This is a genomic window from Nostoc sp., assembly GCF_036917275.1.
Lineage (GTDB): Bacteria > Cyanobacteriota > Cyanobacteriia > Cyanobacteriales > Nostocaceae > Nostoc.
In genome coordinates this window covers 193,599-217,448 of record NZ_JBALDF010000032.1, presented here as the reverse complement: position 1 = coordinate 217,448, position 23,850 = coordinate 193,599, and the positions used below count along the sequence as shown (strand labels likewise).

Annotated in this window: 23 protein-coding genes and 1 tRNA gene; 13 read left to right on the top strand and 11 right to left on the bottom strand. The window is 42.2% G+C overall.

Going from position 1 to position 23,850, the window contains the following annotated elements; all coding sequences use genetic code 11:
* Positions 1 to 4 precede the first annotated feature (4 nt).
* Positions 5 to 75, bottom strand: a tRNA-Cys gene (locus V7K35_RS12225).
* 181 nt (positions 76 to 256) lie between these two features.
* Between V7K35_RS12225 and V7K35_RS12220 the strand changes: the two genes are divergently transcribed.
* The 5 genes from V7K35_RS12220 to V7K35_RS12200 all read left to right on the top strand — a co-directional run bounded on the left by V7K35_RS12220 (position 257) and on the right by V7K35_RS12200 (position 4,315).
* On the top strand, positions 257 to 1,372 hold the full coding sequence (locus V7K35_RS12220) for a tyrosine-type recombinase/integrase (RefSeq protein WP_335079257.1): 1,116 nt from the start codon (positions 257 to 259) through the stop codon (positions 1,370 to 1,372).
* Between the two features lie 247 nt (positions 1,373 to 1,619).
* Entirely contained in the window at positions 1,620 to 2,198 is a 579-nt protein-coding gene (locus tag V7K35_RS12215; RefSeq protein ID WP_335079255.1) for a hypothetical protein, read from the top strand.
* A gap of 294 nt (positions 2,199 to 2,492) precedes the next feature.
* Complete coding sequence (locus V7K35_RS12210; protein ID WP_335079253.1) at positions 2,493 to 2,717, top strand: hypothetical protein; 225 nt, start codon at positions 2,493 to 2,495, stop codon at positions 2,715 to 2,717.
* Positions 2,717 to 3,058, top strand: coding sequence for a hypothetical protein (locus V7K35_RS12205; RefSeq protein ID WP_335079251.1), 342 nt, complete (start codon positions 2,717 to 2,719; stop codon positions 3,056 to 3,058). The genes V7K35_RS12210 and V7K35_RS12205 overlap by 1 nt, the downstream gene beginning before the upstream one ends.
* A gap of 420 nt (positions 3,059 to 3,478) precedes the next feature.
* Complete coding sequence (locus V7K35_RS12200) at positions 3,479 to 4,315, top strand: plasmid mobilization protein (RefSeq protein WP_335079249.1); 837 nt, start codon at positions 3,479 to 3,481, stop codon at positions 4,313 to 4,315.
* 775 nt (positions 4,316 to 5,090) lie between these two features.
* Here V7K35_RS12200 and V7K35_RS12195 read toward each other — a convergent pair.
* The 3 genes from V7K35_RS12195 to thrC are packed head-to-tail and all read right to left on the bottom strand — an operon-like array spanning position 5,091 to position 6,988.
* On the bottom strand, positions 5,091 to 5,681 hold the full coding sequence (locus tag V7K35_RS12195) for a chromophore lyase CpcT/CpeT (protein WP_335079247.1): 591 nt from the start codon (positions 5,679 to 5,681) through the stop codon (positions 5,091 to 5,093).
* Between the two features lie 22 nt (positions 5,682 to 5,703).
* Positions 5,704 to 5,862 carry a hypothetical protein gene (locus tag V7K35_RS12190; protein WP_335079245.1) on the bottom strand — a complete coding sequence of 53 codons (159 nt, stop codon included), beginning with the start codon at positions 5,860 to 5,862 and terminating at the stop codon, positions 5,704 to 5,706.
* A gap of 34 nt (positions 5,863 to 5,896) precedes the next feature.
* Entirely contained in the window at positions 5,897 to 6,988 is a 1,092-nt protein-coding gene (gene thrC / locus V7K35_RS12185; RefSeq protein ID WP_335079243.1) for a threonine synthase, read from the bottom strand.
* A 1,022-nt stretch (positions 6,989 to 8,010) separates the two neighbouring features.
* Here thrC and V7K35_RS12180 point away from each other — a divergent pair.
* A complete protein-coding gene (locus tag V7K35_RS12180) occupies positions 8,011 to 8,202 on the top strand; it encodes a hypothetical protein (protein ID WP_334796104.1) in 192 nt (63 codons plus the stop codon).
* A gap of 100 nt (positions 8,203 to 8,302) precedes the next feature.
* Here V7K35_RS12180 and V7K35_RS12175 read toward each other — a convergent pair whose 3' ends face one another.
* Complete coding sequence (locus tag V7K35_RS12175) at positions 8,303 to 10,681, bottom strand: hypothetical protein (protein ID WP_335079241.1); 2,379 nt, start codon at positions 10,679 to 10,681, stop codon at positions 8,303 to 8,305.
* Between the two features lie 425 nt (positions 10,682 to 11,106).
* On the opposite strand from V7K35_RS12175, the gene V7K35_RS12170 reads away from it, so the two are divergent.
* Positions 11,107 to 12,315: a glycosyltransferase family A protein gene (locus V7K35_RS12170; protein ID WP_335079239.1), complete on the top strand. Its 1,209-nt coding sequence runs from the start codon at positions 11,107 to 11,109 to the stop codon at positions 12,313 to 12,315.
* Positions 12,316 to 12,416: 101 nt separating this feature from the next.
* Here V7K35_RS12170 and V7K35_RS12165 read toward each other — a convergent pair whose 3' ends face one another.
* Genes V7K35_RS12165 through V7K35_RS12155 form a run of 3 tightly spaced genes read right to left on the bottom strand, consistent with a single transcriptional unit; the run spans position 12,417 to position 14,891 of the window.
* Positions 12,417 to 13,007, bottom strand: coding sequence for a class I SAM-dependent DNA methyltransferase (locus V7K35_RS12165; protein WP_335079237.1), 591 nt, complete (start codon positions 13,005 to 13,007; stop codon positions 12,417 to 12,419).
* Complete coding sequence (locus tag V7K35_RS12160) at positions 13,004 to 13,753, bottom strand: PIG-L deacetylase family protein (RefSeq protein WP_335079236.1); 750 nt, start codon at positions 13,751 to 13,753, stop codon at positions 13,004 to 13,006. The genes V7K35_RS12165 and V7K35_RS12160 overlap by 4 nt, the downstream gene beginning before the upstream one ends.
* Positions 13,743 to 14,891 (bottom strand): acyl-CoA dehydrogenase family protein, encoded by a 1,149-nt coding sequence (locus V7K35_RS12155; RefSeq protein WP_335079234.1) that lies wholly within the window; start codon positions 14,889 to 14,891, stop codon positions 13,743 to 13,745. Before V7K35_RS12155 ends, V7K35_RS12160 begins: the two co-directional genes overlap by 11 nt.
* 624 nt (positions 14,892 to 15,515) lie before the next feature.
* On the opposite strand from V7K35_RS12155, the gene V7K35_RS12150 reads away from it, so the two are divergent.
* The 4 genes from V7K35_RS12150 (at position 15,516) to V7K35_RS12135 (ending at position 20,836) form a co-directional block, all read left to right on the top strand.
* Positions 15,516 to 17,027 carry an energy transducer TonB gene (locus V7K35_RS12150; protein ID WP_335079232.1) on the top strand — a complete coding sequence of 504 codons (1,512 nt, stop codon included), beginning with the start codon at positions 15,516 to 15,518 and terminating at the stop codon, positions 17,025 to 17,027.
* A 415-nt stretch (positions 17,028 to 17,442) separates the two neighbouring features.
* Positions 17,443 to 17,667: a DUF1822 family protein gene (locus tag V7K35_RS12145; RefSeq protein ID WP_335079230.1), complete on the top strand. Its 225-nt coding sequence runs from the start codon at positions 17,443 to 17,445 to the stop codon at positions 17,665 to 17,667.
* Between the two features lie 23 nt (positions 17,668 to 17,690).
* Complete coding sequence (locus V7K35_RS12140) at positions 17,691 to 20,048, top strand: CHASE2 domain-containing protein (RefSeq protein ID WP_335079228.1); 2,358 nt, start codon at positions 17,691 to 17,693, stop codon at positions 20,046 to 20,048.
* An 11-nt stretch (positions 20,049 to 20,059) separates the two neighbouring features.
* Complete coding sequence (locus V7K35_RS12135; protein ID WP_335079226.1) at positions 20,060 to 20,836, top strand: DUF928 domain-containing protein; 777 nt, start codon at positions 20,060 to 20,062, stop codon at positions 20,834 to 20,836.
* Positions 20,837 to 20,952: 116 nt separating this feature from the next.
* Here V7K35_RS12135 and V7K35_RS29675 read toward each other — a convergent pair whose 3' ends face one another.
* Complete coding sequence (locus V7K35_RS29675) at positions 20,953 to 21,087, bottom strand: hypothetical protein (protein WP_442939721.1); 135 nt, start codon at positions 21,085 to 21,087, stop codon at positions 20,953 to 20,955.
* Here V7K35_RS29675 and V7K35_RS12130 point away from each other — a divergent pair.
* Positions 21,044 to 21,202, top strand: a complete 159-nt coding sequence (locus V7K35_RS12130; RefSeq protein WP_335079223.1) for a hypothetical protein — start codon at positions 21,044 to 21,046, stop codon at positions 21,200 to 21,202. The genes V7K35_RS29675 and V7K35_RS12130 overlap by 44 nt on opposite strands.
* Positions 21,203 to 21,518: 316 nt before the next feature.
* Here V7K35_RS12130 and V7K35_RS12125 read toward each other — a convergent pair whose 3' ends face one another.
* Both V7K35_RS12125 and V7K35_RS12120 read right to left on the bottom strand, forming a co-directional pair.
* Positions 21,519 to 22,070: an alpha/beta hydrolase gene (locus tag V7K35_RS12125; RefSeq protein ID WP_273762722.1), complete on the bottom strand. Its 552-nt coding sequence runs from the start codon at positions 22,068 to 22,070 to the stop codon at positions 21,519 to 21,521.
* A 161-nt stretch (positions 22,071 to 22,231) separates the two neighbouring features.
* Complete coding sequence (locus V7K35_RS12120) at positions 22,232 to 22,450, bottom strand: bromodomain-containing protein (protein WP_335079221.1); 219 nt, start codon at positions 22,448 to 22,450, stop codon at positions 22,232 to 22,234.
* Between the two features lie 715 nt (positions 22,451 to 23,165).
* On the opposite strand from V7K35_RS12120, the gene V7K35_RS12115 reads away from it, so the two are divergent.
* Entirely contained in the window at positions 23,166 to 23,609 is a 444-nt protein-coding gene (locus tag V7K35_RS12115; protein WP_335079219.1) for a pyridoxamine 5'-phosphate oxidase family protein, read from the top strand.
* Positions 23,610 to 23,850 lie beyond the last annotated feature (241 nt).

Below are 23,850 nucleotides of genomic sequence, written 5' to 3'. Positions count from 1 at the left end.
TTAAAGGCGGCACCCGGATTTGAACCGGGGATGGAGGTTTTGCAGACCTCTGCCTTACCACTTGGCTATGCCGCCACAGCTTATGTAGACTTATTTTGAGCTATCCTCTTGACTCTTAGCTACCATTTAGCTACCATTTGGTAGGGTAAAGGTTATAGGGTAGCTTAACATGGTACAGTCCATAAGAACTAGACAAGCCAGAGGCACAGTAGGCATAGAAGACCACAGGGGTAAACTAAGGCTTAGGTTGCCTACCATGCTAACTAAGGAAGGTCAAAGCAGGTATATGATGACTGGGCTAGATGCTTCTGAATATAACAGAAAGCAGCTAAGAAGTCTAGCAGCGCTAATGGAGGAAGAAATAGCTACAGGACAGTTTGACTGCACTCTAGAGTGCTATAAAGCTAAGATAGAGGGCTACAGCAGACCTCAGCTAACCATAGTTAAGCCACAGCTACCTCAGCAAGACTTAGGGGTGCTATGGGATAAATACTGTGAGTATATGCAGCCACAGCTAGCCAGTACTACTTACCTAAGAGACTATAGGAGAAAGTATACTAACCATATAAAAGCTTTACCTACTAAGGACTTAAGCCAGTCAATAGCTATCCGCGACCACTTATTAGCTACCCTATCACCTAATGCAGCTAAGAGAGTTATTGTTCATCTAGCAGCCTGCTGTAAATGGGCTGTAGCCTCTGGTATGGTCAAGACAAACCCATTTATGGGGATGTCAGAGGACATTAAGCTACCTAAACATGACTTAGATAGCATTGACCCTTTCACCAGGGATGAGATGAATAGCATCATTAAGGCATTTGAGGTGACTAAACCACATTATGCACCCTATGTCAAGTTCTTATTCTGGACTGGGTGCAGACCGGGGGAGGCAATAGGGCTAACATGGGGGCACATAAACCCAGAATGTACCCAGATAACCTTCTGTGAGTCTTATGATAGCGGGCTAAAGGTTAGAAAGGGGACTAAAACTGGTAAGAGTCGGAAGTTTCCTTGTAATGCCAAACTAAGGGGTTTACTTCTATCTATCAAGCCTATGGGTGCGACTAAGGATACCTCAGTATTTACTAGTCCAAAGGGTGGCTTAATAAATGCAAGTAAGTTTAGCACTCAAGCCTGGCAAGGGTGTAAGTCAGGCACTAAGACATACAGAGGGATAATGCAAGGTTTAATAGACTCAGGCACTATTGACCGCTACAGATGTCCATACAACACTAGGCACACTTTTATCACCCTAATGTTAGCTGAGGGGTATACAGTCAGCCAAGTAGCCAAACTAGTGGGCAATAGTCCAGCAGTAACCCTACAGCATTATGCTGGTAACATCATAGTTCAGGACTTACCTGAACTGTAAGTAGTTTTGAGATAATGTATAAAAGTATACAGTTTTATGATACCACCCTCTTAGTACTACACTATAGGTATTTTAATAGGTAGTATCTAAGGTAGTAGCTTGAGTAGTATTTGGATAGTATATAACCGCTAGACTGACTGTACAGCAAGACTTTAAATGGTAGTATTTATAAGTAATAGCTACCCTTGATAATAGGTAGTAGCTATAAGTAGTATATAAATAGTAGTTAAGCTAGAGAGATAAGACAATGGCTAAACCTAAGCAATATTCTGACCGCATCCAAGTGGTAGTAACTCCTGATGAGGGCAAGCGCATTAAGCAGCTAGCTGATAGCGCTAACCTATCATTATCAGGTTTCTGTAAGCAGCTTATCCTTGCTGCTATTAACCAGCCAGAGGATACTACCCAGCTACTACCTATAGATACTACTCAAGCTACTACCTTAGATACTACCTATGTTACTACCCTGGATGCTGCTAATGAGTACAGCAAACTGTGGGAGGCTGTTAATAACCTGACTAAAGAATACCTGACCATTAGAGAGGAGGTTAATACCTTAGTTACTACTCTAGCTACTACTGCCTTAGAGCCAGGTACTATACTAACCACTGAGCAACTAGTAGATAGGTTAAAGGATAATATATTAGCTCAGTCAAGCGCTAAGACAGATAAAGGTAGGTTAGCTGTGATAAATGCCTACCCAGAGACTCTGAATAGAACCAAGCTCAATAGGTTAGCAGCAATGACAGCTAAGGTAGACCCTAATGGCTACACCTGGCAACCTACCGATGAAAGTAGACAGCTATGGGTAATGCAGGCTAGCTAGCATTCTAGCCACACACTACTACCTACAATACTACCTATAGCTACTAACCACTATTTAGCCCTCTCAGAAAGCCCATGAGAGGGCTTTGTCTTGCTTATTGGTGTTGTTAGTTCATTTACCTAGCCTACCAGCCCCCCCTACCCTATATGTTTTGTCTTATATCAATGGGTGCATCTTTGACATCTAGTACCATTTATACCCGCTTAAGCGGCTGAGATGCCTATTCTATGGTTAAACAAAAAACATCTACAAAGTATTTGTAAGAGCCGCTATTAAGAGGATAGACAGAGACAAATGCCGCGACCTAAACCTGAAGTACCACTAGTTAAGTGTACTTTCCGCATCACAAAGCAAATGTTAGCCCAGTTGCAGTATGATGCCACCGAGCAAGGTATACCGCTAGCTTCATATGTCAGAACTCTATTATCCGGCTCGATAACCCATTATCAAGAAAGAGAACAATGTTCGGAGCTAATAGAGAAAGACAGTATCAAAGCGCTATTGGAACCATTTGTGTAGTGCCAAGACCTACACTAGCCCATTTAAATACCGATAGTAATGGTAAAACTGTATCAGTACAGAGAGAAGGTAGCTGGACTTCATATACAACCATACTGGGTATTCAGGTTAATGACTATTTACTGAAAAACCCTGCCTTAGTAGTCTATCAACTAGCTGATGGTACTTTGCTAGCAGCCACTCCAGAGGTTATTGCAGTATCAGAGGTAGCTAAAACATCTCAGTACCATACTGAATGTTATATTACCAACGTTAGTGACTTACTGATACTAAAAGAGTTGCCAGTGAACAGCAACCCGATAGATGTCTCTAAGTTTATTTTTCCTTCTAGACCCTGTTAAGTCTAGTATTAGCCCTGCTATCCTGGGGGGGCTGTACTGTACTGGTTGTAGGTCTGCCTCTGTTACCTCGCCTACCCAGATATAGAGACTAGGAATACCACTATTAACTACTAGGAACTGCTTATCTAACTGTACCCAACTATTAGCTGTATTTAATGCAACTAGTAGGTCATTTAAGTTAGTAGTATGGGTAGCAAGCATATTCAATATCCTGGTTTAGTTTCTTTCTATAGCACTATTATAGCATATTTTTAACACACACACAGGTTAGCTAACCTTGGCTATAATGGTTGTATAGCAATAGGTTTAGGGTTGATTAGCCTCATTAAGTTGGCTAACCTACACACCCGGTTAGCCAACCTCTATAAATAGTCAATACCCGGTTCATACCCGGTTAATACCCTAAAGGAGTCGCACTAAATGCCAAGTAAAAACCCAACATTGAGAGTAGTAGTTTCTGAGTCCGAGAAGACAGTCATTGAGGCTATGGCTAAGGCAGTAGGCAAGTCAGTTTCTACTTTCCTCAAGGACTTGGCACTCGGTAGCCAACCTTCACACCAGGTTAGCCAACCTGTGTGTGTGTTAGCCAAGGGAGCCAAACTAACCACAGAATATGAACTTAAACCACATCTAACCGAGATAGTCCTGAAAAGACAGTGGTATATTTTCTCAGAGGCTAGAATAGTAGCAGTCAAAAACAAGTCAGCTAATGGGGCTAAGTCATGGTTAGAGGTTGCAGTAGAGTATCCTGAGTCAGTATGGGTAGCGGCAAGCAAGGATAGAGACTACCATAGCTTGCCCTTAGACACTCTCAGAGTGTATCAAGGCTGTCTAGACCGGAGTATCAAGTTTGAGCAGATACCAAAGGTTGCTGAGGCACTACAGCGCGGATGGCAGTATGAATGGGTGAGACTGAAGAGTGATGAGATGGAACAACTATTGACAGCAATAGCCGCACAATACCTTAATAACCTGCCTATTGCTGAGGTGCAACCTGTCAGCACAGTAGATGGGGTTCCATCCACACTAACCAAAGATGCCCTAGCAGCGAGGTTAGCTCCTAAACATTTAGAGCTTAGTAATGCTAAGAGCGCTAAAGCTAAGGACAGAGTTATTGCTGACCTTCCATTAGTACTGAATGATATGAAGGAAAAAACTTGCACTACCTGGACTAGCGCGAGAGATATTGAGGGTTATGCCTGGTTGCCAGTTGATGCTACAAGAGAAGAATGGGCAAGGCAACTTAAACCAGCTTAAACCCAGTATACAGAACTAAATATAGGTATAAAAAGAGGTAGCTATTATGATAGGTAGCTACCTTTATTAATGGTTAGCTACCATTAAGCTACCATCATGGCTATTATTAGGTTATTAGTAGTAGGTTGAAGCTTAGTACTGGTAAGGGGTTGAGAGGTAGTATTATGGAGGTTTTGCACACCTCTGCCTTACCACTTGGCTATGCCGCCACAGCAGGATTCCCTGAACTACTTTAATGTTCCTAAGCTATCTTAGTAGCCATTCAGTAGCTATAGGGCGCTAGTTAACCCATAATAGCATAGGATTCTGAGGTAGAGATAGTGGGTTAACTGGATGTTTCTGGTAGTCTTTAGGCGATCGCTAAGGAGGTTGACCATAGCACAACAACCCTTAGCAAATTAATGGAAGCTCTGGAGTCTGCCTGGATTTCTGATGATGTATATTTATTTACTTATGAAAACAAATCACCAAGGTTATTTGTAACATCCTGGGTTGTTTCCAGGTTCTTCCTAAGCTTCCCTTAATAGCATTACAGCTATTTTCAGGTAAATAGACCACGCGGTAGGGGCACAGCATTGCTGTGCCCCTACGATAGATGTGGTTCAAATACTTGAATTCTGCTGTAATATGTTATGGCAGATACATAGTATACACAAATAGTTATCAGCAAATAAAACCAAACTATGTGTATATTGACTAGGCTAAAATCATCTTTTCTCCTACCTTATACCAATAACAAATGAGTTATAAGTTTTAATTCACTCTTCAAGGTCATTTACACCTTTACTTCATCGGCAAAATTACCCCAGCGAACAAAGTGAAATGGCCCGGCGATAGAACCCCACAGACGTTCATCAGTATCTAAATCCCTTCCCCGGTCGAGGCTAAAGAATTCTTTAGCGTCAATCTCAAATTCGTTATCCAGATAAGTATTTTTGCCGTCACGAACTATAATGCAGCCTTTACCAGGTTCAACCCTGCCTTTAAAGCTATGACCTGTCCACTCTACAACCATGTTGCAACCTGACATTTTTTCTAATTGGTCAAGGGATAAAACTTTTAAACGTTCCGGATCGCGAGATGCGCCATAAAATTTTTGTTCTTCTTTAACCGTGTAGTGTTCAATAACAATGTGGTTTTCTGCCGGAATCAACTTCATTACCCGCATCCGGTAGGGTTGATTGAGCATAAAATCGTAAGCTTGTTCGAGAAACAAACTTACTCCTGAGAACAATTCCAAGGGAAGGGGACGGATACACACGCGAATGTGGGCATAAAAAGGCGGATTTTCAAAAGCTTGTTCTTGGTTGCTAAAGTCAGCTGCCATCAAGCGGGCTAAGGCGGCGATATCAGTAGAATGAGTCATTACAAAATGATCAAGTAGTTGCTTAAAAATTATCTAAGATTATTTTGACACTTACCAGACTGAAAATCCTGGCTGCGATCGCATCTGGTGCATCCGCTAGGCGTAGCAATGGCATCCTGTAGGGAAGGGTACGGTGGGCAACTCTTGAAGACGCTGCGCGAATGCCTACGCAATTTTTCAATTAGATATTACGATCGCTTTTAGTTCCAGAGTGCTTAAAATCCCATTGCCTCCGCTACTGCGCCCACTTTTGCTGCAATACCCTGTTTAAATTGACTGTGATTGTGTTTAATGGCTGTATCTGGGTCTTTTAGACCATTGCCTGTGAGGACGCAAACCACTGTCGCCCCTGTTGGAATTTGGTCTTTCACCTGCAACAATCCGGCTACAGAAGCGGCGCTAGCAGGTTCGCAGAAGATACCTTCTGATCCTGCCAAAAGTCGATAAGCGTCGAGAATTTCTGCATCGGTAACGGCGTGAAAATTTCCCTGACTTGCGGTTTGCGCTGCAACAGCTAACTCCCAACTAGCAGGGTTGCCAATGCGAATTGCTGTGGCTAGGGTTTCAGGATCTGCCACTGGCTGGCCGTGTACTAAGGGGGCTGCACCTGCGGCTTGGAATCCCATCATCCGGGGTAGGCGATCGCACTTCCCATCTTGATGATATTGACAAAATCCCATCCAATATGCTGTTATATTCCCTGCATTGCCCACGGGGATACACAGCCAGTCTGGCGCATCACCCAGCACATCGACAATTTCAAAGGCTGCTGTTTTCTGCCCTTCTATACGGTAGGGATTGACCGAATTTACCAAAGTGACCGGATAGCTTTCGGCCATCTCGCGGACAATTTCTAGGGCTTGGTCAAAATTACCTTTAATTGCCAATACTTCTGCACCGTACACTAATGCTTGGGCTAACTTGCCCAACGCCACATAACCGTCGGGAATTAGTACGAAGGTATTCATGCCCGCACGTCTTGCGTAAGCGGCGGCGGCGGCTGATGTATTGCCGGTGCTGGCACAAATTACTGCTTTTGCCCCTGCTTCTTTGGCTTTGGAAATTGCCAGAGTCATCCCCCGGTCTTTGAAGCTGCCGGTGGGATTCAGACCGTCATATTTTACAAAAACCCGCACTTGTCTGCCAATACGTTCTGCGATCGCTGGCACTGGTATTAAGGGTGTGTTTCCCTCCAACAGAGTCACAATCGGTGTTTTTTCGCTGACAGGCAAGTATTCGCGATAGGCTTCTATCAGTCCGGGCCAGGGTTGGCGATGAGATTTAGCAACAGACAGGCTCAAAGTCACAGTATTTAATATTTCTTAATGTAAGGATTGGATATTTAGAGAGAATGGCATAGGGAAGGGCAGAATGGGAAAGAGGAAGAAAGTGAATTTTTCGTTGCCAGTTAAGAGTTAAGAGTCCCCTAATTCCAAAAGAATATGTAAAAATATTATTTTTTTGGTGCAGGCGTTTGACTTACCATTTTTATTTTATTTTGAATGTCAGTTTATCATAGACCGCCACGGCGACCTTCGGTTTAACGAATTAGCCTGGGGATGCTGACGGGGTGAAAAATGATCGGCAAATGTATGAGACTTATAACGTAAGTCTCTGAAATTCTTATTCCTATATGCGAGATGCTCCGCGAACATCTCTATGTGTATTTTCCCATGTTATTCGCTCCAACTGCCGGGGAAAATACATAACAGGCTGCCTTTCCTTTGCAATAGCCTTCTTTTTGCCTTCTCTACCAGAGGCTGCGCTTAGGGCGTAGCTATGCCGCAGGCTTTACGGGACGCTGTGTATAGCAAGCTTTAATAAAAGGGGTATGGCAAATGCTGCACCTTACATCTTTTCATAATTTGGACTGATTCTTGATACAATCCACATCTAAATTCTTACGTAAATCACCATAAATCGGCGATAATAATTCATCCAAGCATGATTGAATTTAGGACTTACGCACACTCTACGAATTCTCGGCGCTCTTGGCACGGCAGTTGCTTCAAGTCGGCAGAGCCGCCCAACGCACTGCCTCGTCTTGGCGGTTCGATAAATTAAGCGAAGTTGGCAATTTTTGCGTAAGTCCTATGAATTGACAGGTTATGAATTAAGTATTGCTAAGTACCGTCCACTCGACGGTACTTAGCAATACTTGGGGCAATGTTTTCTTTGGAACACAGCCGTTATGATCACCGTCTCTTATGATTGAACCTAAAATCTATTAGAGTAATTGATTGAAAATATCTAATATTGTAATAAAGCTTAAAAGAGGATTATTATAATATTTCTAATGGTGTGAGTGAAGTTGTGGATTTAATTAGCGATGCCTACTTGTTTATCTAGTGTTTCCGATCGCGAGTCTCAGATTAACTGGGTCAGTAAGTTAACCAAGTCTTATTATCAAGACGATCAGCAAGCTAAGTTTATGCATTTACAAGCAGAGGTAGACTCCCTGTTGCAGCAGTTGGAAAACCTGAAGCACCAACGTCTAGCCGAAAATAACCAAAAAGAATAAATCAGTTGAGTAGAAAAGCGATGTCTACGACGGGCTACGCCTACGCTTTTCCCCTCTCTAATTTAAATTTGAGAAAGGGTAAATTTGAGTAAAAGGTGTGCTATTCAAAGCGCTGATTTTTCTCTGACCAGCGTCTCAAACTGTAGTTATGAGCATTTTCTACTAATAAAGCTAAGGATTGCACCCCTGAAAGCTTGGCGATCGCAGAGAGCCTTTGGAAGTAATTTCCTGTAAAATCAGTGTAAATGACTTCATTGCGATCAGACAAAATTATAGTCCGGTCACGGTGTTGCTCTGTGTTTTTCCTCTGAATTCCAGATGTAGGCTGATTCAAGGATGCGATCGCTGCTGCTGAGATAGTCAGTATTATTTCTGGTTTAGCGTTATTTGTTAAATCAATTACTTGAACGGGCCAATCACCCAACTTTTCCTGCATCTGTTCAAAGCTAGGAATAGTACCAGCCGAAACTTCACCAGATTGTTGTAAAGATTGCCACACAGTTGATAACATTACCTTGACCCCTTGGGGATTTTGTTGATGCAGTTCTTGTAGAGTTATTGGAGATGGTTGCACCCATTCCAGTGCTGCATTTGTTAAGGCTAAAGGTTTGGGTTGAAGAACATCGTTTTGATTCTCTGGAGTTTTTGGGCCAGCAGCTAATAGGCGCAAAACTTTACCCCGTAGTTGCACCGCTTTGATAGCGGCTATAGTAATTTTTTGTTCTCCATTTGGCAACCAGACCACAATCTGGATTTCAGGGTCAGAAGTGATTCCCAAAGTTTTCCAGAAAAATTTGGCGGCGTCAGTTTTAGGTGGGTTCAAATTCTCAAAGGGGGAATTTAGCCAGCGTTTCCCGTCATGAAAAGCACTCACTTCCACCTGATACCAAACTTGGTTATCTGTGAGTTTCAGGTTCGCAGGGGAATTTGGTTGCAGCCATTCGGTGCTGGTAACTTGAGTAATTAGTTGCACTGTACCGACAATTTGACTAGGGTAAGTAGAGGATATTTGCGATGTACCCTGATTATTGAGTCTTGCTAACAGACTTTGAATATAGGCAAAATTATCTTTTGTAATTTTTGGTTGCGCCTTTAACCAGGAATTCGCATGTTCTTCTCCCTGCTGAACTGCTAAAATCAAAGCGAACCAAGCTTGCACCTCTAGTCTATTTGGGTTTACCCGCAACGCCGCCGCTGTGCGATTCCATAACCGTTTTTTATCAGCTTTGAGTAGGGTAGTAATTTCTTGGGCATTATGTGGCGACGCTTCAAACACCTGTAAAGCTTTTCCCCAACGACCATCAATCAAATCTGCTAGCACTTCTTGACTAGGACTTGCCCAATTTTTATCAGCTTGGGTTTTAGTAAGTTGGGAATGCAAGCGAATCAAATCCATTTGCGCTTGCGCCGCTGCTGGCAAAACTCCTTTGCGCTGTTTTTTGATGAATTTCAACCATTTAAAGGCTGGTGTCCACAGTCCACTACGGGCAATTGACAAGGCATTTTGGTATGCAGAATCCTTGAGGGCTGGTGATTGGAGAGTAATTGCCTCCAATTGAATTGGTTTGAGGAATAACTTCAGAGGCTTGACTTGGTAAACCTGTAAGTATGGTTCTAAACCTATAGTTTGATCAACAACTAACTCTTTTGTACCATCACCAGTTACCTGCTGCCATTTGGGCAATTGTCCGTTAGGACTAGTCCAAGACAACATTTGTAGTAAATTGGTGCGTTCTGGATTGTAGTATACAATGTCACCGTAGGCGATCGCACCAGTTCCTTGTTGGCGTTGACCCTGCAAATTAAACCAAACCCCTGATAATGTTGTCCCACCGTCAAAGCGCTGCACTTTAGTTAAAGGTAGGGAAATGCTGATATCTTCGGGTTCTGATGTCCCATCAAGTAAGGGAGAAATTATGAAGGATTCTTCTGCTTCAGTTACAGATAATTGAGTTACTAAATAGTAGTAATTTTCTAACTGAGATTTAAACTCTAACTCTTCTGAAGGCTGGTAAACCCTGAGTTCCACAAGTTGTCTACAATCAGATTGACAATTAGCACGCTGTTGAAAGACTGGCAGTAAAAATGAGTCTTTTGCATCCTGATGTAAAGGCAGAGTTTCCCCAAATATTTTGTTTTCTTTACTCAAATTGAGTTGAATTTGTTTGAGAGTTTGAGGACGTTCGTGCTTACCAAGGGGGATTTGTGCCCATGTGGGTAAAATTTTATTTAGCCAGCTTACCTGGTCTGGATTGAAGATGAAGAGAACGCTAATCCAGGCAAAAGCCATAATTAGACTAGCACTACTCAACAGAATTGCGTAGGCGCAGCCCGTCGTAGATATCGCTAGCATTGACGACAACCAACTTCGCCGTTTTAGCTTTTTCTGGGGTTTTTTGGCAATGCGTTTCATCGCACCTGCATGAGGTTTATTTAGTTTAGAAGCTTTTGGCGTCAGCTTACGTGAGCGGTTTGCCATATTAGTATTTCAATCAATCCAGTGGATATTTTTGGGTATTGGGCACTTGTACTGAGCGAACGCAAGAGCGTCTCTAATGCCGTAAAGCCTACGGCATACCTACGCTTAGGGCGCAGCCTCTCCAAGAGTTGTATTGGGTATTGGGCATTGGGTATTGGGCATTAGTTATTTCTCCCTATATCCCCTCTGCCTCTTAAAAGTCCCCAGTACTTAATACCCTGTTATACTCGTCCTTTCAGAAGTTGCCCAGAAGGATTAAGTCTTTAATAGGTGATGTTTAGAAAGTTTTAATCAGCACTAATCATACTGTAGGTAGATTCCAACGAAATGAGAAAATATCCAAAATAGAGTTACGAATATTAAGAATTTTCGACTGTAGATGAATATACTGTGTCGCTATTCCTGGAAATGGAAAAATGGTTTTTATGGAAAGTAAGCGTTTGTCCTTTGTTGCTGACTTTCCATCTGTACAACTCGATAAAAACTTTCCTCAAACTTTAGTCCAAATACCGCCATCTGTGCATTGTGAAGTTTGTGTAATTGTTCCAGTTCGCAATGAAGCTCAGACGTTGGCAGCAACCCTTACTGCCCTAATACATCAAGTTGATCTAGAAGGACAACTTTTAGATCCCAGACGCTACGAAATAATTTTGTTAGCAAATAATTGTAGTGATAATTCGGCAGCTATAGCCCGGAGTTTTGCTCAACAACATCCAGATATAGCACTGCATGTAGTTGAAAAAACTTTGCCTGCTGCGGAAGCCTATGTTGGTCGAGTGCGTCAGATTTTGATGGATGAGGCATACCACCGTTTGTGTAGTTTAGGACGTACAAGGGGGGTAATTGCTTCAACTGATGGAGATTCGCAGGTAAGCCCAACTTGGATTGCTGCCAACTTATACGAAATTACCTGTGGTGCTGATGCTGTAGGTGGGCGAATTTTCGTTGAGCGCGCTGGTCGTGCTAATCTAGACCCTTACGCCAAAGCTTGCTATCTGCGTGAAGTGGGCTACCGTTATTTAATTACCGAATTAGAAACTTATCTCGATCCCGACCCATATGACAGCTTTCCTCGCCATTATCAACACTATGGAGCAAGTTTGGCAGTAACAGCGGAAATGTATGCCCTAGCAGGAGGCTTACCACCAGTGCGGACTCCTGAAGATGTAGCTTTTTACCAGGCCTTGGTACGAGTAAATGCCCGTTTTCGCCACAGTTCGCTAGTGCGGGTAGTAACTTCAGCAAGACAAATCGGACGTACCAATGTTGGTTTAGCAAATCAACTGAGTAAATGGATAGAAATGGGACGCCAACAGCAACCATTTGTAGTCGAGCCAGCAGCGGCTATCGAAACTCGTTTTGTTGCACGTCGCCAATTACGAGTGATGTGGTGCTGCGCTCTCAATGGGTATCAGCCAAGTCATGCCAGTGTCGTGTCTTTGGCTCAGATGCTGGGAGTTTCAGCCCAATGGTTTGTCCAGAAATTAATGCAACCTTATACCTTTGGTGAGTTGTTTGAACTAGTCGAAGAACATCAGCAGGAAGAAGGAATTTGGGCTTCGCGCTGGAAATTTGTGGAAATTGAACAAGCAATTGGGGATTTGCGCTTGCGTCTTGAGAGTTTACGTCAGTAATTGCTAAGGGGAAGCGTTACCCTACTCTAGGGTAACGCTTCCAAAGCAGTTTTTTGTAAAAGGTAAAGCTAAACACCAAAAAATAAAGCAGGTTTAATTTCTCAGACTCGCTCGAATAAATCAAGTCGATATTCTTCCTCCCGTTGACCTTTTAAATGCCGCAGTTTATTTGGGGCTAACTCAAAAAACGAGTTATGAACTTCATCCCCACTCAACGGATAATCACGGGCATAGAGTATCCAATGAACTAAAAGTAGATGCCCTCCAGGTTCCAGGTGTTCTAAAATGCACTGTTGAGATTTTTTCAGGTCTTCCCAACTCCAGTAATAGCCAACTTCCGAGACTAGGGTCAAATCAAACATCTCATCAGGATATTGCTCTGGGACACGCATAATCTGGAACTTGACATTGGAGAGATGCTGACAGCGCTCTTTTGCTCTATTCTGCGCTAGTTTTGACACATCAACCGAGAGGAGTGAGTCACAACACTCTTGTAGCTTCTGGGTTAAAACACCAATAGAACCGCCGATTTCAAAGGCAGACCGATAGCGCTCTTTGGGTAAAGCTGCGATCGTGGCAGCATATTTGTTAGCTTCGTATTCCCTCGTTTCAAACTTCCACGGGTCAGGATCTTCGCTGTAAAGTTTATCGAAGTAGCTGGGTGGTAAGGAGTCGGATTGTAACGGGTTCATTGGATTTCCTCTAAATAAACTTCCCAAGGACGAGTAAAGTTTGCTAACATTTCGGCACTCAGGCGAAAGCCTTGTGGGTCATCGTCAATTAAGTCTGTAATTTGGGAACGATAAGCAGCGATCGCTTGCTGTTTCACTTCCACTACCGTGCTAATATCCAACCGCCAGGTTGTCACCTCAAGAGATGCTGGCAGACTTCCCCGTTGCTCGCAGTCCCAATCCCAAATAGGATACTCAATCAATCGCGGGGATAAGTGCAAATCATGCAGTGCTGCTTTGATTAACTTCCACGTCGCTCGGTGGTCTGCGTGAGGATCATATCGCCACGGTAAAAAGATAATTTGTGGAGCGACTTCTGTGATATAGTCCCGACAACTAGACACTGCACTTTGATACTGTGTTGAAATTGACCCATCCTGCATTCTATAGAAGGTGACAGCATTAGCCTCTACACCCAGTAATTTTAATGCTGATAGCGTTTCAGTTTCACGCAGAGCTAGGAGTCTATCTGCGGGATATTTCCGAGAACGAGGGTGTGAAAGGGTACCATCACTGATGACTAAAACTTGCACATCGCAATTCAAAGACCGTAATAGAGCGATCGCACCCCCACAACCTAATGTTTCATCATCAGGATGGGGTGCGACGATTAGTGCTGCACTACATGCGATTTCGTTAACTGAACGCCAGGGCAAAACACTAGGATTGTCTAGTGGTAATCCAATCATGCCGAATTTATTCATCATTCCAAAGCAGATAAGCAGGATTACTTTCATGCAATGCATACTGACCCACATTTGTCAAGGCTGCATCAAAAGCAGGTTGACGCAGATATAGAGTCAAATCTCGGATAATGCGTTCCATCGGATTTGGTGGTAGTAAGCCGCGAGTCCCAACAGAACGTTGGCACAAATGCATCACATCAATGCAAATTTGTTCAATTGCTGTCCTCACCATGTTTGCATAGGCGACGAGTTGATCTGCTTGCGGGTGGGTAACTGTGGGATCGCCACCAAACACAGGCGCATACGTTGCTACCTGATTAGCAGCACCCCGTAGCCAGAGATTACCACTTTCAATGGCGATCGCCATTCTACCAAGCCGTTCCTGTTGATATGGATCATTTGTATATTCCAACTTCTGGAGATACTGGCGAGTCAGGTTAAACAGTGCTTCTGCCCCACCTAGTTGCACAGCAGCAAACCGAATCACCCCAGCAGACAACCAGGGCTGTCGATGGTAATCTCCTGGTTGTCCGATTAAAGCGCTCTGATTCAACTCTACACCGCTAAAATCCACTTTGTAGCTAGCAGTAGCTCGCATCCCAGAAGGTTGCCACCAACTTGGATCACTAACTGTTGTAACTTCGTCCATCGGCACAATGCATATTTGCCAACTGCCGTCTGGTAATACTCCATTAACGAAAGGACGTTCAACATAGCCTGCACCAGTACAAAACGTTTTAGAACCTTCTAGGCGATAACGTCCATTCTCAAAAGGAATTACCTTGACACCATCAGAGGCTTCAGCATTCCAAACGCCAAATATTTTGTGACGCTCACGGGCATCACGAGCGTAGCTTGTGATTTGTTCTACAGTACCAAAAGTCTGAATCAATTGCAGGGCGTTGATATGTCCTTCATAAATTCGACCAACTGCCAGATTCCCATGCCCCATCTGCTTCAATAATATTAAAAGCTCGTAAGTGACATTAGCATCAATTCCTGCACCCCATCCGCCTAATTCTTTCGCCAATGGTGCAGCTAATAACCCAGCTTTAGCAATCAGATCAAATTCATGTTTGGGAAAAGCACCATTATAATCTATTGCAGTTGCATTCTTTGCACAATAATCAGCAATTTCCGCAGCACGTTTTAGATCCACAGCAACATTGGAATCATGCCATTTTGGGATGACGACATTCTTTGATAATTGGATACTAATAGCTGACTCCTTTCTGGAATATTTTTTTATATCTTATTGATAGTAATGAATTAAGTCGGTTAATACCTCTATCTTTTGTGTGATTCTATACTCTATGAAAAGCAAGAAAATTACCAGTAAGAGTTCTGGTGTAATTGTTTTCTACTGATTTTGTGATTAAATCATACAAAATATCTAGGGCGTGTGATCAATTAAGCCAGATAACAGCAGCAGCCAGATAAAATGATCTTATTCTGACGTATGCGATCGCCTATTTGCTTAAAATCATTCGCCAGCAAAAGGACTGTATGCTGCTGCGCCTCATTCAGCGTGAGTAACTAAGAAGAAGAAATGAAAATCCAGTTCTTGAATAAAAGCATCAATTGCCTTTGCTGCTGCTTACTGCCTATTTTCAGTTTGCCAAGGGTGCTTGAGCGGATGGCTTGATAATCTTGCTGTGATTGGAGTGATCGCTTGGAGCAAATGTCTACTGTTGCTTACAGTCTTGTAGACAACCGGAAATAACAGAAGCTTGTATCCTGTAAATAGACTGTTGAGGCTGCTATTAAAGTAAAGTACAATAACATGGCTTCTTGTGATGAATTTTTCTGCCATCGGAGCGTGCGTCCTCTCGATATGCTCCTTGGTATAGTTACTTCTATCCTGCTGCACTCTATTTTATTAATGGGGAGCAAATATTGGCACAGAGCTTTGATGCGTGAGCCAAACCAAGAAATTAGCCAAGAGATTCCAATCGAGGTAGTTGAAGTTCCTCCTAATAAAACAGATATACCTCCTCAAACCTCACTCCGAGCTACCAAAGATTCTATTGCCGGTGGTAAAGCTTTGCCTGAAAGACCTGTTTCTGCAATGAAATCAGCTAATCCCACAAGACATAAAGCCTCTAGCGAAAGTTCTTTTGACTTAACACCCTCATCTTCAGCAGAGGTATTTCAGCCAGAACGGCAGCAGCAAAAAACGGCATCACCAAATCTATCTCGTCAACAACTGCAACTCAAACCTAGAAAAACGGTATTAGCACCTACAACCACAGTAAAAGCGCCTAATTTTAAGAAAATTGCAGTAGCACCAACAACTACACCATCACCAGCTTTACTAGAAAAAACAGCGCCTTTGATAACACCTTTGGTGTCCAACCCAAAGCAAACAGTGCCAGCACTTACAACTACAGTAAAAGCGCCTAATTTTAAGAAAATTGCAGTAGCACCAATAACTACACCATCACCAGCCCCACTGAAAAAAACAGCGCCTTTGATAACACCTTTGGTGTCCAACCCAAAGCAAACAGTGCCAGCACTTACAACCACAGTAAAAGTGCCTAATTTTAAGAAAATTGCAGTAGCACCAACAACTACACCATCACCAGCCCCACTGAAAAAAACAGCGCCTTTGATAACACCTTTGGTGTCTAACCCCAAGCAAACAGTGCCAGCACTTACAACCACAGTAAAAGTGCCTAATTTTAAGAAAATTGCAGTAGCACCAACAACTACATCATCACCAGCCCCACTGAAAAAAACAGCACTTGAAAGAGCTACGACATTACCTGTACCCAGCAACCCTAAGAACTTAGGACAGTCCAGAACTAGATTAAATGGACGAACACCGTCCCAAGCTCGATCATCTCCAAAAACAGGTGCAGCAAGTTTGTTGGGTGGCACTCTGAGTGTATCTAGTCGGAATTATCGCAGTGATGAACTGGCAGCCCTGCCTAATTCCAACCGTGATCACCAAGCGACTCCTGGTATTGATGCCCGTAGTCAAGATATAGACCTCACCTTTTACTTAAAGAAACTACAGCAACGCGTTCAGCAGGAGTGGCTACCAGGACTGAGCGATTCTAATCGGCGAACAGTGCTTAACTTCACTATTAACCGTTCAGGTCAAGTCAGTAATCTCAACATTGCACAAACCTCTGGATTTAGTGTGACTGATGAAGTAGCACTCAATGCTATACAGCGATCTGCACCTTTTGCACCTTTGCCCACAGGATATTCCAAGAACTACATTAATATTGAATTTACATTTGATATCAATGTTTATGGTCAGCTAAATTTATGGAGAGATGGTGGTTAACAGCAGGCAAACAGATTGCTGGCTGGTGATCACACAAGTTGTCGGGTGTAGTAATGTTGTTCATCCAAAAGCGTTGGGGGCACGGGTTGCCGTGAGGGGAGCAGTAGGAGGGATTGTTAGCCAGATAATACGTAGTAATTCAATAGACATCTCCAGAAATTAGGTTTTTATCTAAACAGGATAAGGTTTTAAGATTCTTTTTCGGAGGTGTCTAGCCACGTTCTGGCAAAACACTGCTAATTATCAGATTTAATGCCTGATCAAAAACTTTTGTAACAATTGTGGCTGCTTTGTGTAAAAGTCAGGATTAATACATGAGATATAGTGCGATTCGTAACTTAGTAGTTTCTAATTTGAGGTCTTTTATGACTAATGACCGAAGAAAACAACTAGACGTACAACTTAAAGAAAAGAAATGGACATTATTGTAGAAGTACATCCGACAAATGGAGAACATTATCTACCACCAAATCTCCATCTAATGGTATTAGATTTTGAGGGAGTATCTGTAATGGAAGCCCAAACTAGAAGCAGCAATAAAAATATTCAATTTGAGTTTAGTTGTGAGGTAGGAGAACGTTTCAGCGTTAAACTTACTCTGGGAGAAATCAACATTACAGAAAATTTTGTTATTTGTTGAAAATAATAGCCGGGGTACTGCCAATGAGAAAGTTAGTTGTGCTGAAGCTAGACGGTGATTTGCACTTAGGCGTGCAGGTAACGCTGGAGATTGGAGAAGAGGGTAGACGCCCGACTACAGAAATGACTGGCAAGTTGCCCTCCAATCTAGATATGGCAACAGCAATTGACCAGTGGCAGTCGATGTATCGTAGCTTGTGGAAATTTACCCGGATCAAAGCCAAAAAAATTATTTACGATGGTTCTATCTCCCAGCGGCGTAAGGAGTGTGACAAAAAAGCTAATGAGGTGCGGGAGCATCTGAATAACTGGTTGCTGTCAAAATCTTTTCGTCCCCTGCGGGAAAAATGGCTCAAACATCTGATGCCAGATGAAGAAGTGCGGGTGTTGATTCGCACTCATTGTTTGCAACTAAAAAAACTTCCTTGGCATTTATGGGATTTGGTAGATCGAGATTATTTAAAAGCTGAAATTGTTCTTAGTATTCCAGAATCAGAAGCAGTGACAACTGCATTGCAGACATCCACCTCTAGGAAAAAAATTAGAATTTTGGCGATTTTGGGTGATAGTGACGGTATTGACGTGGAACAAGATCGCCATTTACTAGAAAAATTACCCGGTGCTACTACGACTTTTTTAGTAGAACCCCAATATTCAAACATCAACGATGAGTTGTGGAAACAACCTTGGAATATTCTATTTTTTGCAGGTCATAGTAAAAGCGAGGGTGACACTGGTTGCATTTATATTAATCAGACAGATAAATTAACAATTGATGAACTCAGATATGCCCTGACAAATGCTGTTGCCAACGGATTGCAATTAGCGATTTTCAACTCCTGTGATGGATTGGGATTAGCGCGAGAACTACAAGATTTGCAGATTCCGCAAATTATTGTCATGCGGGAGCCAGTGCCAGACTTAGTAGCTCAAAAATTTTTAAAGTATTTTCTGGAGGTTTTTTCATCAGGACAATCCATATATGCTGCGGTTCGCACTGCTAGACAAAGGCTCAAAGGAATAGAAAAGGAATATCCTAGTGCAAGTTGGTTGCCAGTGATTAGCGAACATCCTGCGGTAGTGCCAATGACTTGGTTAAAGTCCGGATGGTTTTTTAATACCCGTCGCCTCGAAAGTTTATTACTTTTGAGCCTGCTGATAACAGCTGGGGTACTAGGGATAAGACACCAAGGAGGATTGCAAACATGGGAGTTGCTTTCATCCGATCAATTAATGCGATCGCGTCCACAAGAAAAGCAAGATTCGCGGGTGTTGATAGTCACTGTCACCGAAGATGATCTTTATCTACCAGAGCAGAAGCAAAAAAGTGGGTCACTGTCAAATCTTGCACTGGCGCGACTGTTGGACAAACTTGCACAGTTGCAAGCGCGAACCGTTGGCTTGGATATTTATCGTAATGAGCCAGTACAACCTAACCAGGTTTCTCTAACCACTCGTTGGAAAACTGATGACAATTTTTTTGCAATTTGCAAAGTTAGCGATCGCACACAAAATTATCCAGGAGTTTCCCCTCCACAGGGAGTTCCACCAGAACGCCAAGGATTTAGTGATATTGTCCCAGACTCAGACAATGTTTTGCGTCGTCATTTATTAGCAATGAAACCAGCAGACCCAACATCGCTATGTACTGCACCTTACGCCTTTAACGCCCAACTGGCATTCCACTATTTAAATAAAGAAGGTATTTCTGCTAAATATACTGCTTCTGGAGACTTGCAGCTAGGTAACGTCGTTTTGAAACGGTTGCTCCCGCATCGAGGAGGCTATCAACAAATGGATACAGCCGGCTATCAAATATTGCTCAATTACCGCTCTTACCAAGGTTCTCCCTTAGAAATTGCCCCGAAAGTTACGCTCACAGATGTTCTTAAGGGTAAAGTCAACCTTGAACAAGTCAAAGACCGAATTGTGCTCATTGGTACTACTGCCCAAAGCTTTCGTGATTATAGTCTTACTCCGTACATGACTGAACAGGGTTTTACCCAAGAAATACCAGGGGTGATTCTGCAAGCGCAAATGGTGAGTCAGTTAGTAAGTGCGGTTAAAGATGGGCGGCCTTTGATCAGAGTTTTGCCTGTTTGGGGTGAAGTGTTATGGGTTTGGGGTTGGTCTGTGGTTGGAGGTGCGATCGCTTTTGCTGTTTTACAGATACTGCCTTGGCGCGATCGCTCAGGATTATATTTAGTACTAGCAGGAGGAGGAGTACTTATAGTCTTGTACGTTCTTTGCTTAATTTTCTTTTATCAAGGGATTTGGCTTCCTCTAGTTCCATCAGCCTTGGTTTTAGTGATTACCGGCGGGACAATGACGATTTACCTATCTTCACAATTAAGTCAGCAACAACTGATTTCTATAAAATAAGGCATAAAAAAATGAAATTGTCTGTGCAAAAGTTTCAAATTTTATTTGCCGTTAGTTTAATATTCTTTAACTGTATACAAGTACGGGCAGAGCCTCAAAACCCCAAGGAACAATTAAATCAATCATTGATTTTCGCTGCGCCGCCTCCACCAAAAGACATCGGGGAACCGGGTAAGCGAACAGAAGCAGGTAGCCGTGGCTGTAGTCAGGACATAAACAAGCCCTTGACTTCTTCTCAAAAGCGACTCACAGCTTTAGTACCCGTTTATTCAAATCCAGAATTGGTCTTTGGAATAACAATTGCTGAGTATCCTAGTTTCTTATTTTATGTTCCTTATTCATCCGACTTTGCCTATGGAGAATTTGTGCTAGAAGATGAAGTACAAAATCAGACTATTTATAAAACTTCTTTAACGGGGACACCTGGAGTAGTAAACCTTCGCTTGCCATCAAAAGCAGCACCGATGGAGATAAGTAAGCAATACCGATGGTATCTTAACATCTACTGTCAGAAGGATAACCAAATTATCGCTAATGTTGAAGGATACGTAAAACGGGAGCAACTGAACCCTACTTTAAAAACTCAATTGGAAAAAGCGACACCAAGCCAGCGCATAACACTTTATGGAAGTAATGGTATTTGGTATGACGCATTGAGCGTTGCTAATGAACTGCGTCACACCAATTCGCAAAATCCTTCTTGGAGGGCGCTGTTGCAAGCTGTTGGTTTGAATGATTTTGCAACTGAACCAAAAGTGGAGTGCTGTAACTTAGAAAGTAGTTTGTAATGGGCTACGTCCCGCTACGTTCGCGGAGCGTCTCGTAGAGAAGACAGTAATTCATAATGAAAGGGTGCAAGTCTGTAAATTGGGTTTGGGCGTAAGTTTTATCCTGCCCTAATTTTTTAAAATATCAAATTGTCAGTCGATACGATGGCATTGTCAGTCGATACAATGGCATTGTCGGTCGATACGATGGCATTGTCGGTCGATACGATGGCATTGTCAGTCGATACAATTGAATTGTCAGTCGATACGATGGCATTGTCGGTCGATACGATGGCATTGTCGGTCGATACAATTGAATTGTCAGTCGATGAAAAAAAACCAGATTGCAATCTGACGAATCTTAATTACGGATTACGAATTACGTAGGTTGCTTCTCGTCAGAGGCGAGTATTATGAATTAGGAATTGCTTTGCAAAATGCAGGCTTCAACCAAGGACTGGATCTCAAATAGGATTGCTATAGATCATAAAAACGGTGCGCTAGCCAAGGGCATAAGACACCTTACGACTATTGCACTATGTCACGCCACTAGGTTTATTTGAAAAATCAAATATGAGTCCTATATATTTTAGGACTTACGCACACTTTACGAATTCTCGGCGCTCTTGGCGTCTTGGCGGTTCGATAAATTAAGCTTTTTGGCAATTTTTGCGTAAGTCCTATATTTATCTCTAAATAGCCCTCATAAGAGTTCTGCAAGATTGCTTAGGCGTTCATAAACAGCGATTAGACGATCTCCTTCAAGTTCAACAGAAGTATTTGGATAATTCTGAATCGCTCCAAGCAGTGTAACTTCACCATTTTGTTTAATAGATGCACTTAAAGCGCTTCGTAGAGCCTGCTGATCTAATTGTCCTGTGGGAGGGTGAACTACCTCACCAATTTGGTCAACCAAAATCGGCCCAGCCCAGCTAGACAGTAAATTATTTAAAAAGGCAGGATCGGCTTTGATTGGGGCTTTCAATGCCTTACGAGCTACCGCGGGATCTTGTTTAGCCGCCTCCAAATAAGCTCTTAACGTCGGGGTAGTCTTGCCTGTTTCTGTAAACTGACTTAATTCTTGAACAGATATTTGCCCTTGAAAAGTACCATACTTTAAAACAACTTGCTCGGCAGCATTAGCATTAGTACTTAAGAGTAGAACAATAGCACCTACGCCTAAAGCTACAGTTTGAGTCAGTAACTTAGTGAATTTCCTATTGTTTAATCGATTGAAAAGTTGATAAATCTGCATCTTGTCGAATTTTATAATGGTGCGGAGCGTACACGGGCACAAAATGCCCAAGCGTTATATTATTTCACAAAGTTCCCGCTAAGGATAGATGCTTAGAGGCATACAGATGTATGCCCCCACAGCCAATTTATTTGTTACAAAGATTTTTGAAAATGGTGTTATCATAGAAAGCTTTCATCAAGGGAAACTGCACGAGGTAGTATTGACTGCTCCTGATCTAAAGTTGGTGCAGGTATGCCCAAATGCTTCCTTGCAGATTCTTCAGCTAGCTTTCGGTCTTGCTGGTTCTCGAACTGACTCTCATCTAACAAATAAGGGTTTTTTACCGCTTGATCTCGGCTTGGGTGAGAGCCATTTTTCCACTTATACTTCCAGTCCATAATTTAAAAGGCAGATATACTGCAATTTGATTTCCTAGTTCTTCATAGTAAGTCCTTAATGGAACATTCCACTCCTGCTATAGGTTGAAGAGGCTCATTCCGAGGGTACTACTTCCAGGTTTGAAATTGAACACAAGGCAGGTATTTGAAGAGGCAGAATTGATTTGATTTTATATTCTACTTCAAAAACCAATATAATAAATATTATTTTATATATTGCCTAAACATCAGGTAAGAATATAGCGATCGCTGCTGAGTGTCATATAAAATTTCACAGTTCCAGAATTTGTTTTATAAAACAGAATAGAGGCGTCAGTCGTCATAATTCAGCAATGTTTTCTGTACGATAAGAGCGGATGAATAAATGGGTTTAAAACCCCCACTAGATCAGAGATTTAGTGGTCTTTTATCAGTGGGGGTCTGAATCCCCCTCTGATTTATTCTGACCCCTGAATTCTGACTTCTGAATTCTTCTTCAATTTATATTTTAATTCAAAACCCGATATGATAAATATTATTTTAGATATTGCCAAAGCACAAAACAATATCTCTATAGATATAATTAAAAAAGCTAATTTTAGTAGAATTCTATCTCTAGGCTCACGCAATTGAAACTAAAAACGTTAATACTAAAAAAGAACTTTACCATCCTTAAACCTGGTTGTAATCAAAAATTACAGTCAAAAAAAAGTAAATAGAGAAAAAAGTACAAACAATGGCAACTTCTACAGACCGCGATCAACAAATTCAAAAGTTGCGTGAACTAATCAAAGATATTGATTATGGGATGTTTACCACAGTCGATGATGGTGGAAGTTTGCATAGTTACCCCATGTCAAAGAGTGGCGAGATTAACTCTGATAGCATCCTCTGGTTTTTTACCTATGCTGGTTCCCATAAGGTGACTGAGATTGAACAACATGAGCAGGTCAATATTAGTTTCTCATCACCTGAGCAGCAGCGATACGTTTCTATTTCAGGTACATCACAACTCGTGAAAGACCGCAACAAGATGCGAGAACTATGGAAGCCAGAACTTCAAACCTGGTTTCCTAAAGGACTGGACGAACCCGATATTGCTTTGCTTCAGGTGAATATTAACCAGGTGAATTATTGGGATAGTGCATCGAGTTTTAAGCCACAAATAATTAGTTTTTGACACGATCACACCTTTAACTAATTACTAATTCGTAATTTGTAATTAAGGATTAAATTGCTAATTACGAATTATTTGTAGATATGTAATTGTTGGACAAAATTGGCAAAAATTCAGTGTTTTTAATTACAAAAAATTAATGGTAGGTCAATCGCCCGTGGCTTTCAACCGATGCAGGCATTGCGCGATCATTTCGCTCAATTTTACCTAACCACTACCGGGATAGAGCAATTGTAGGATAACC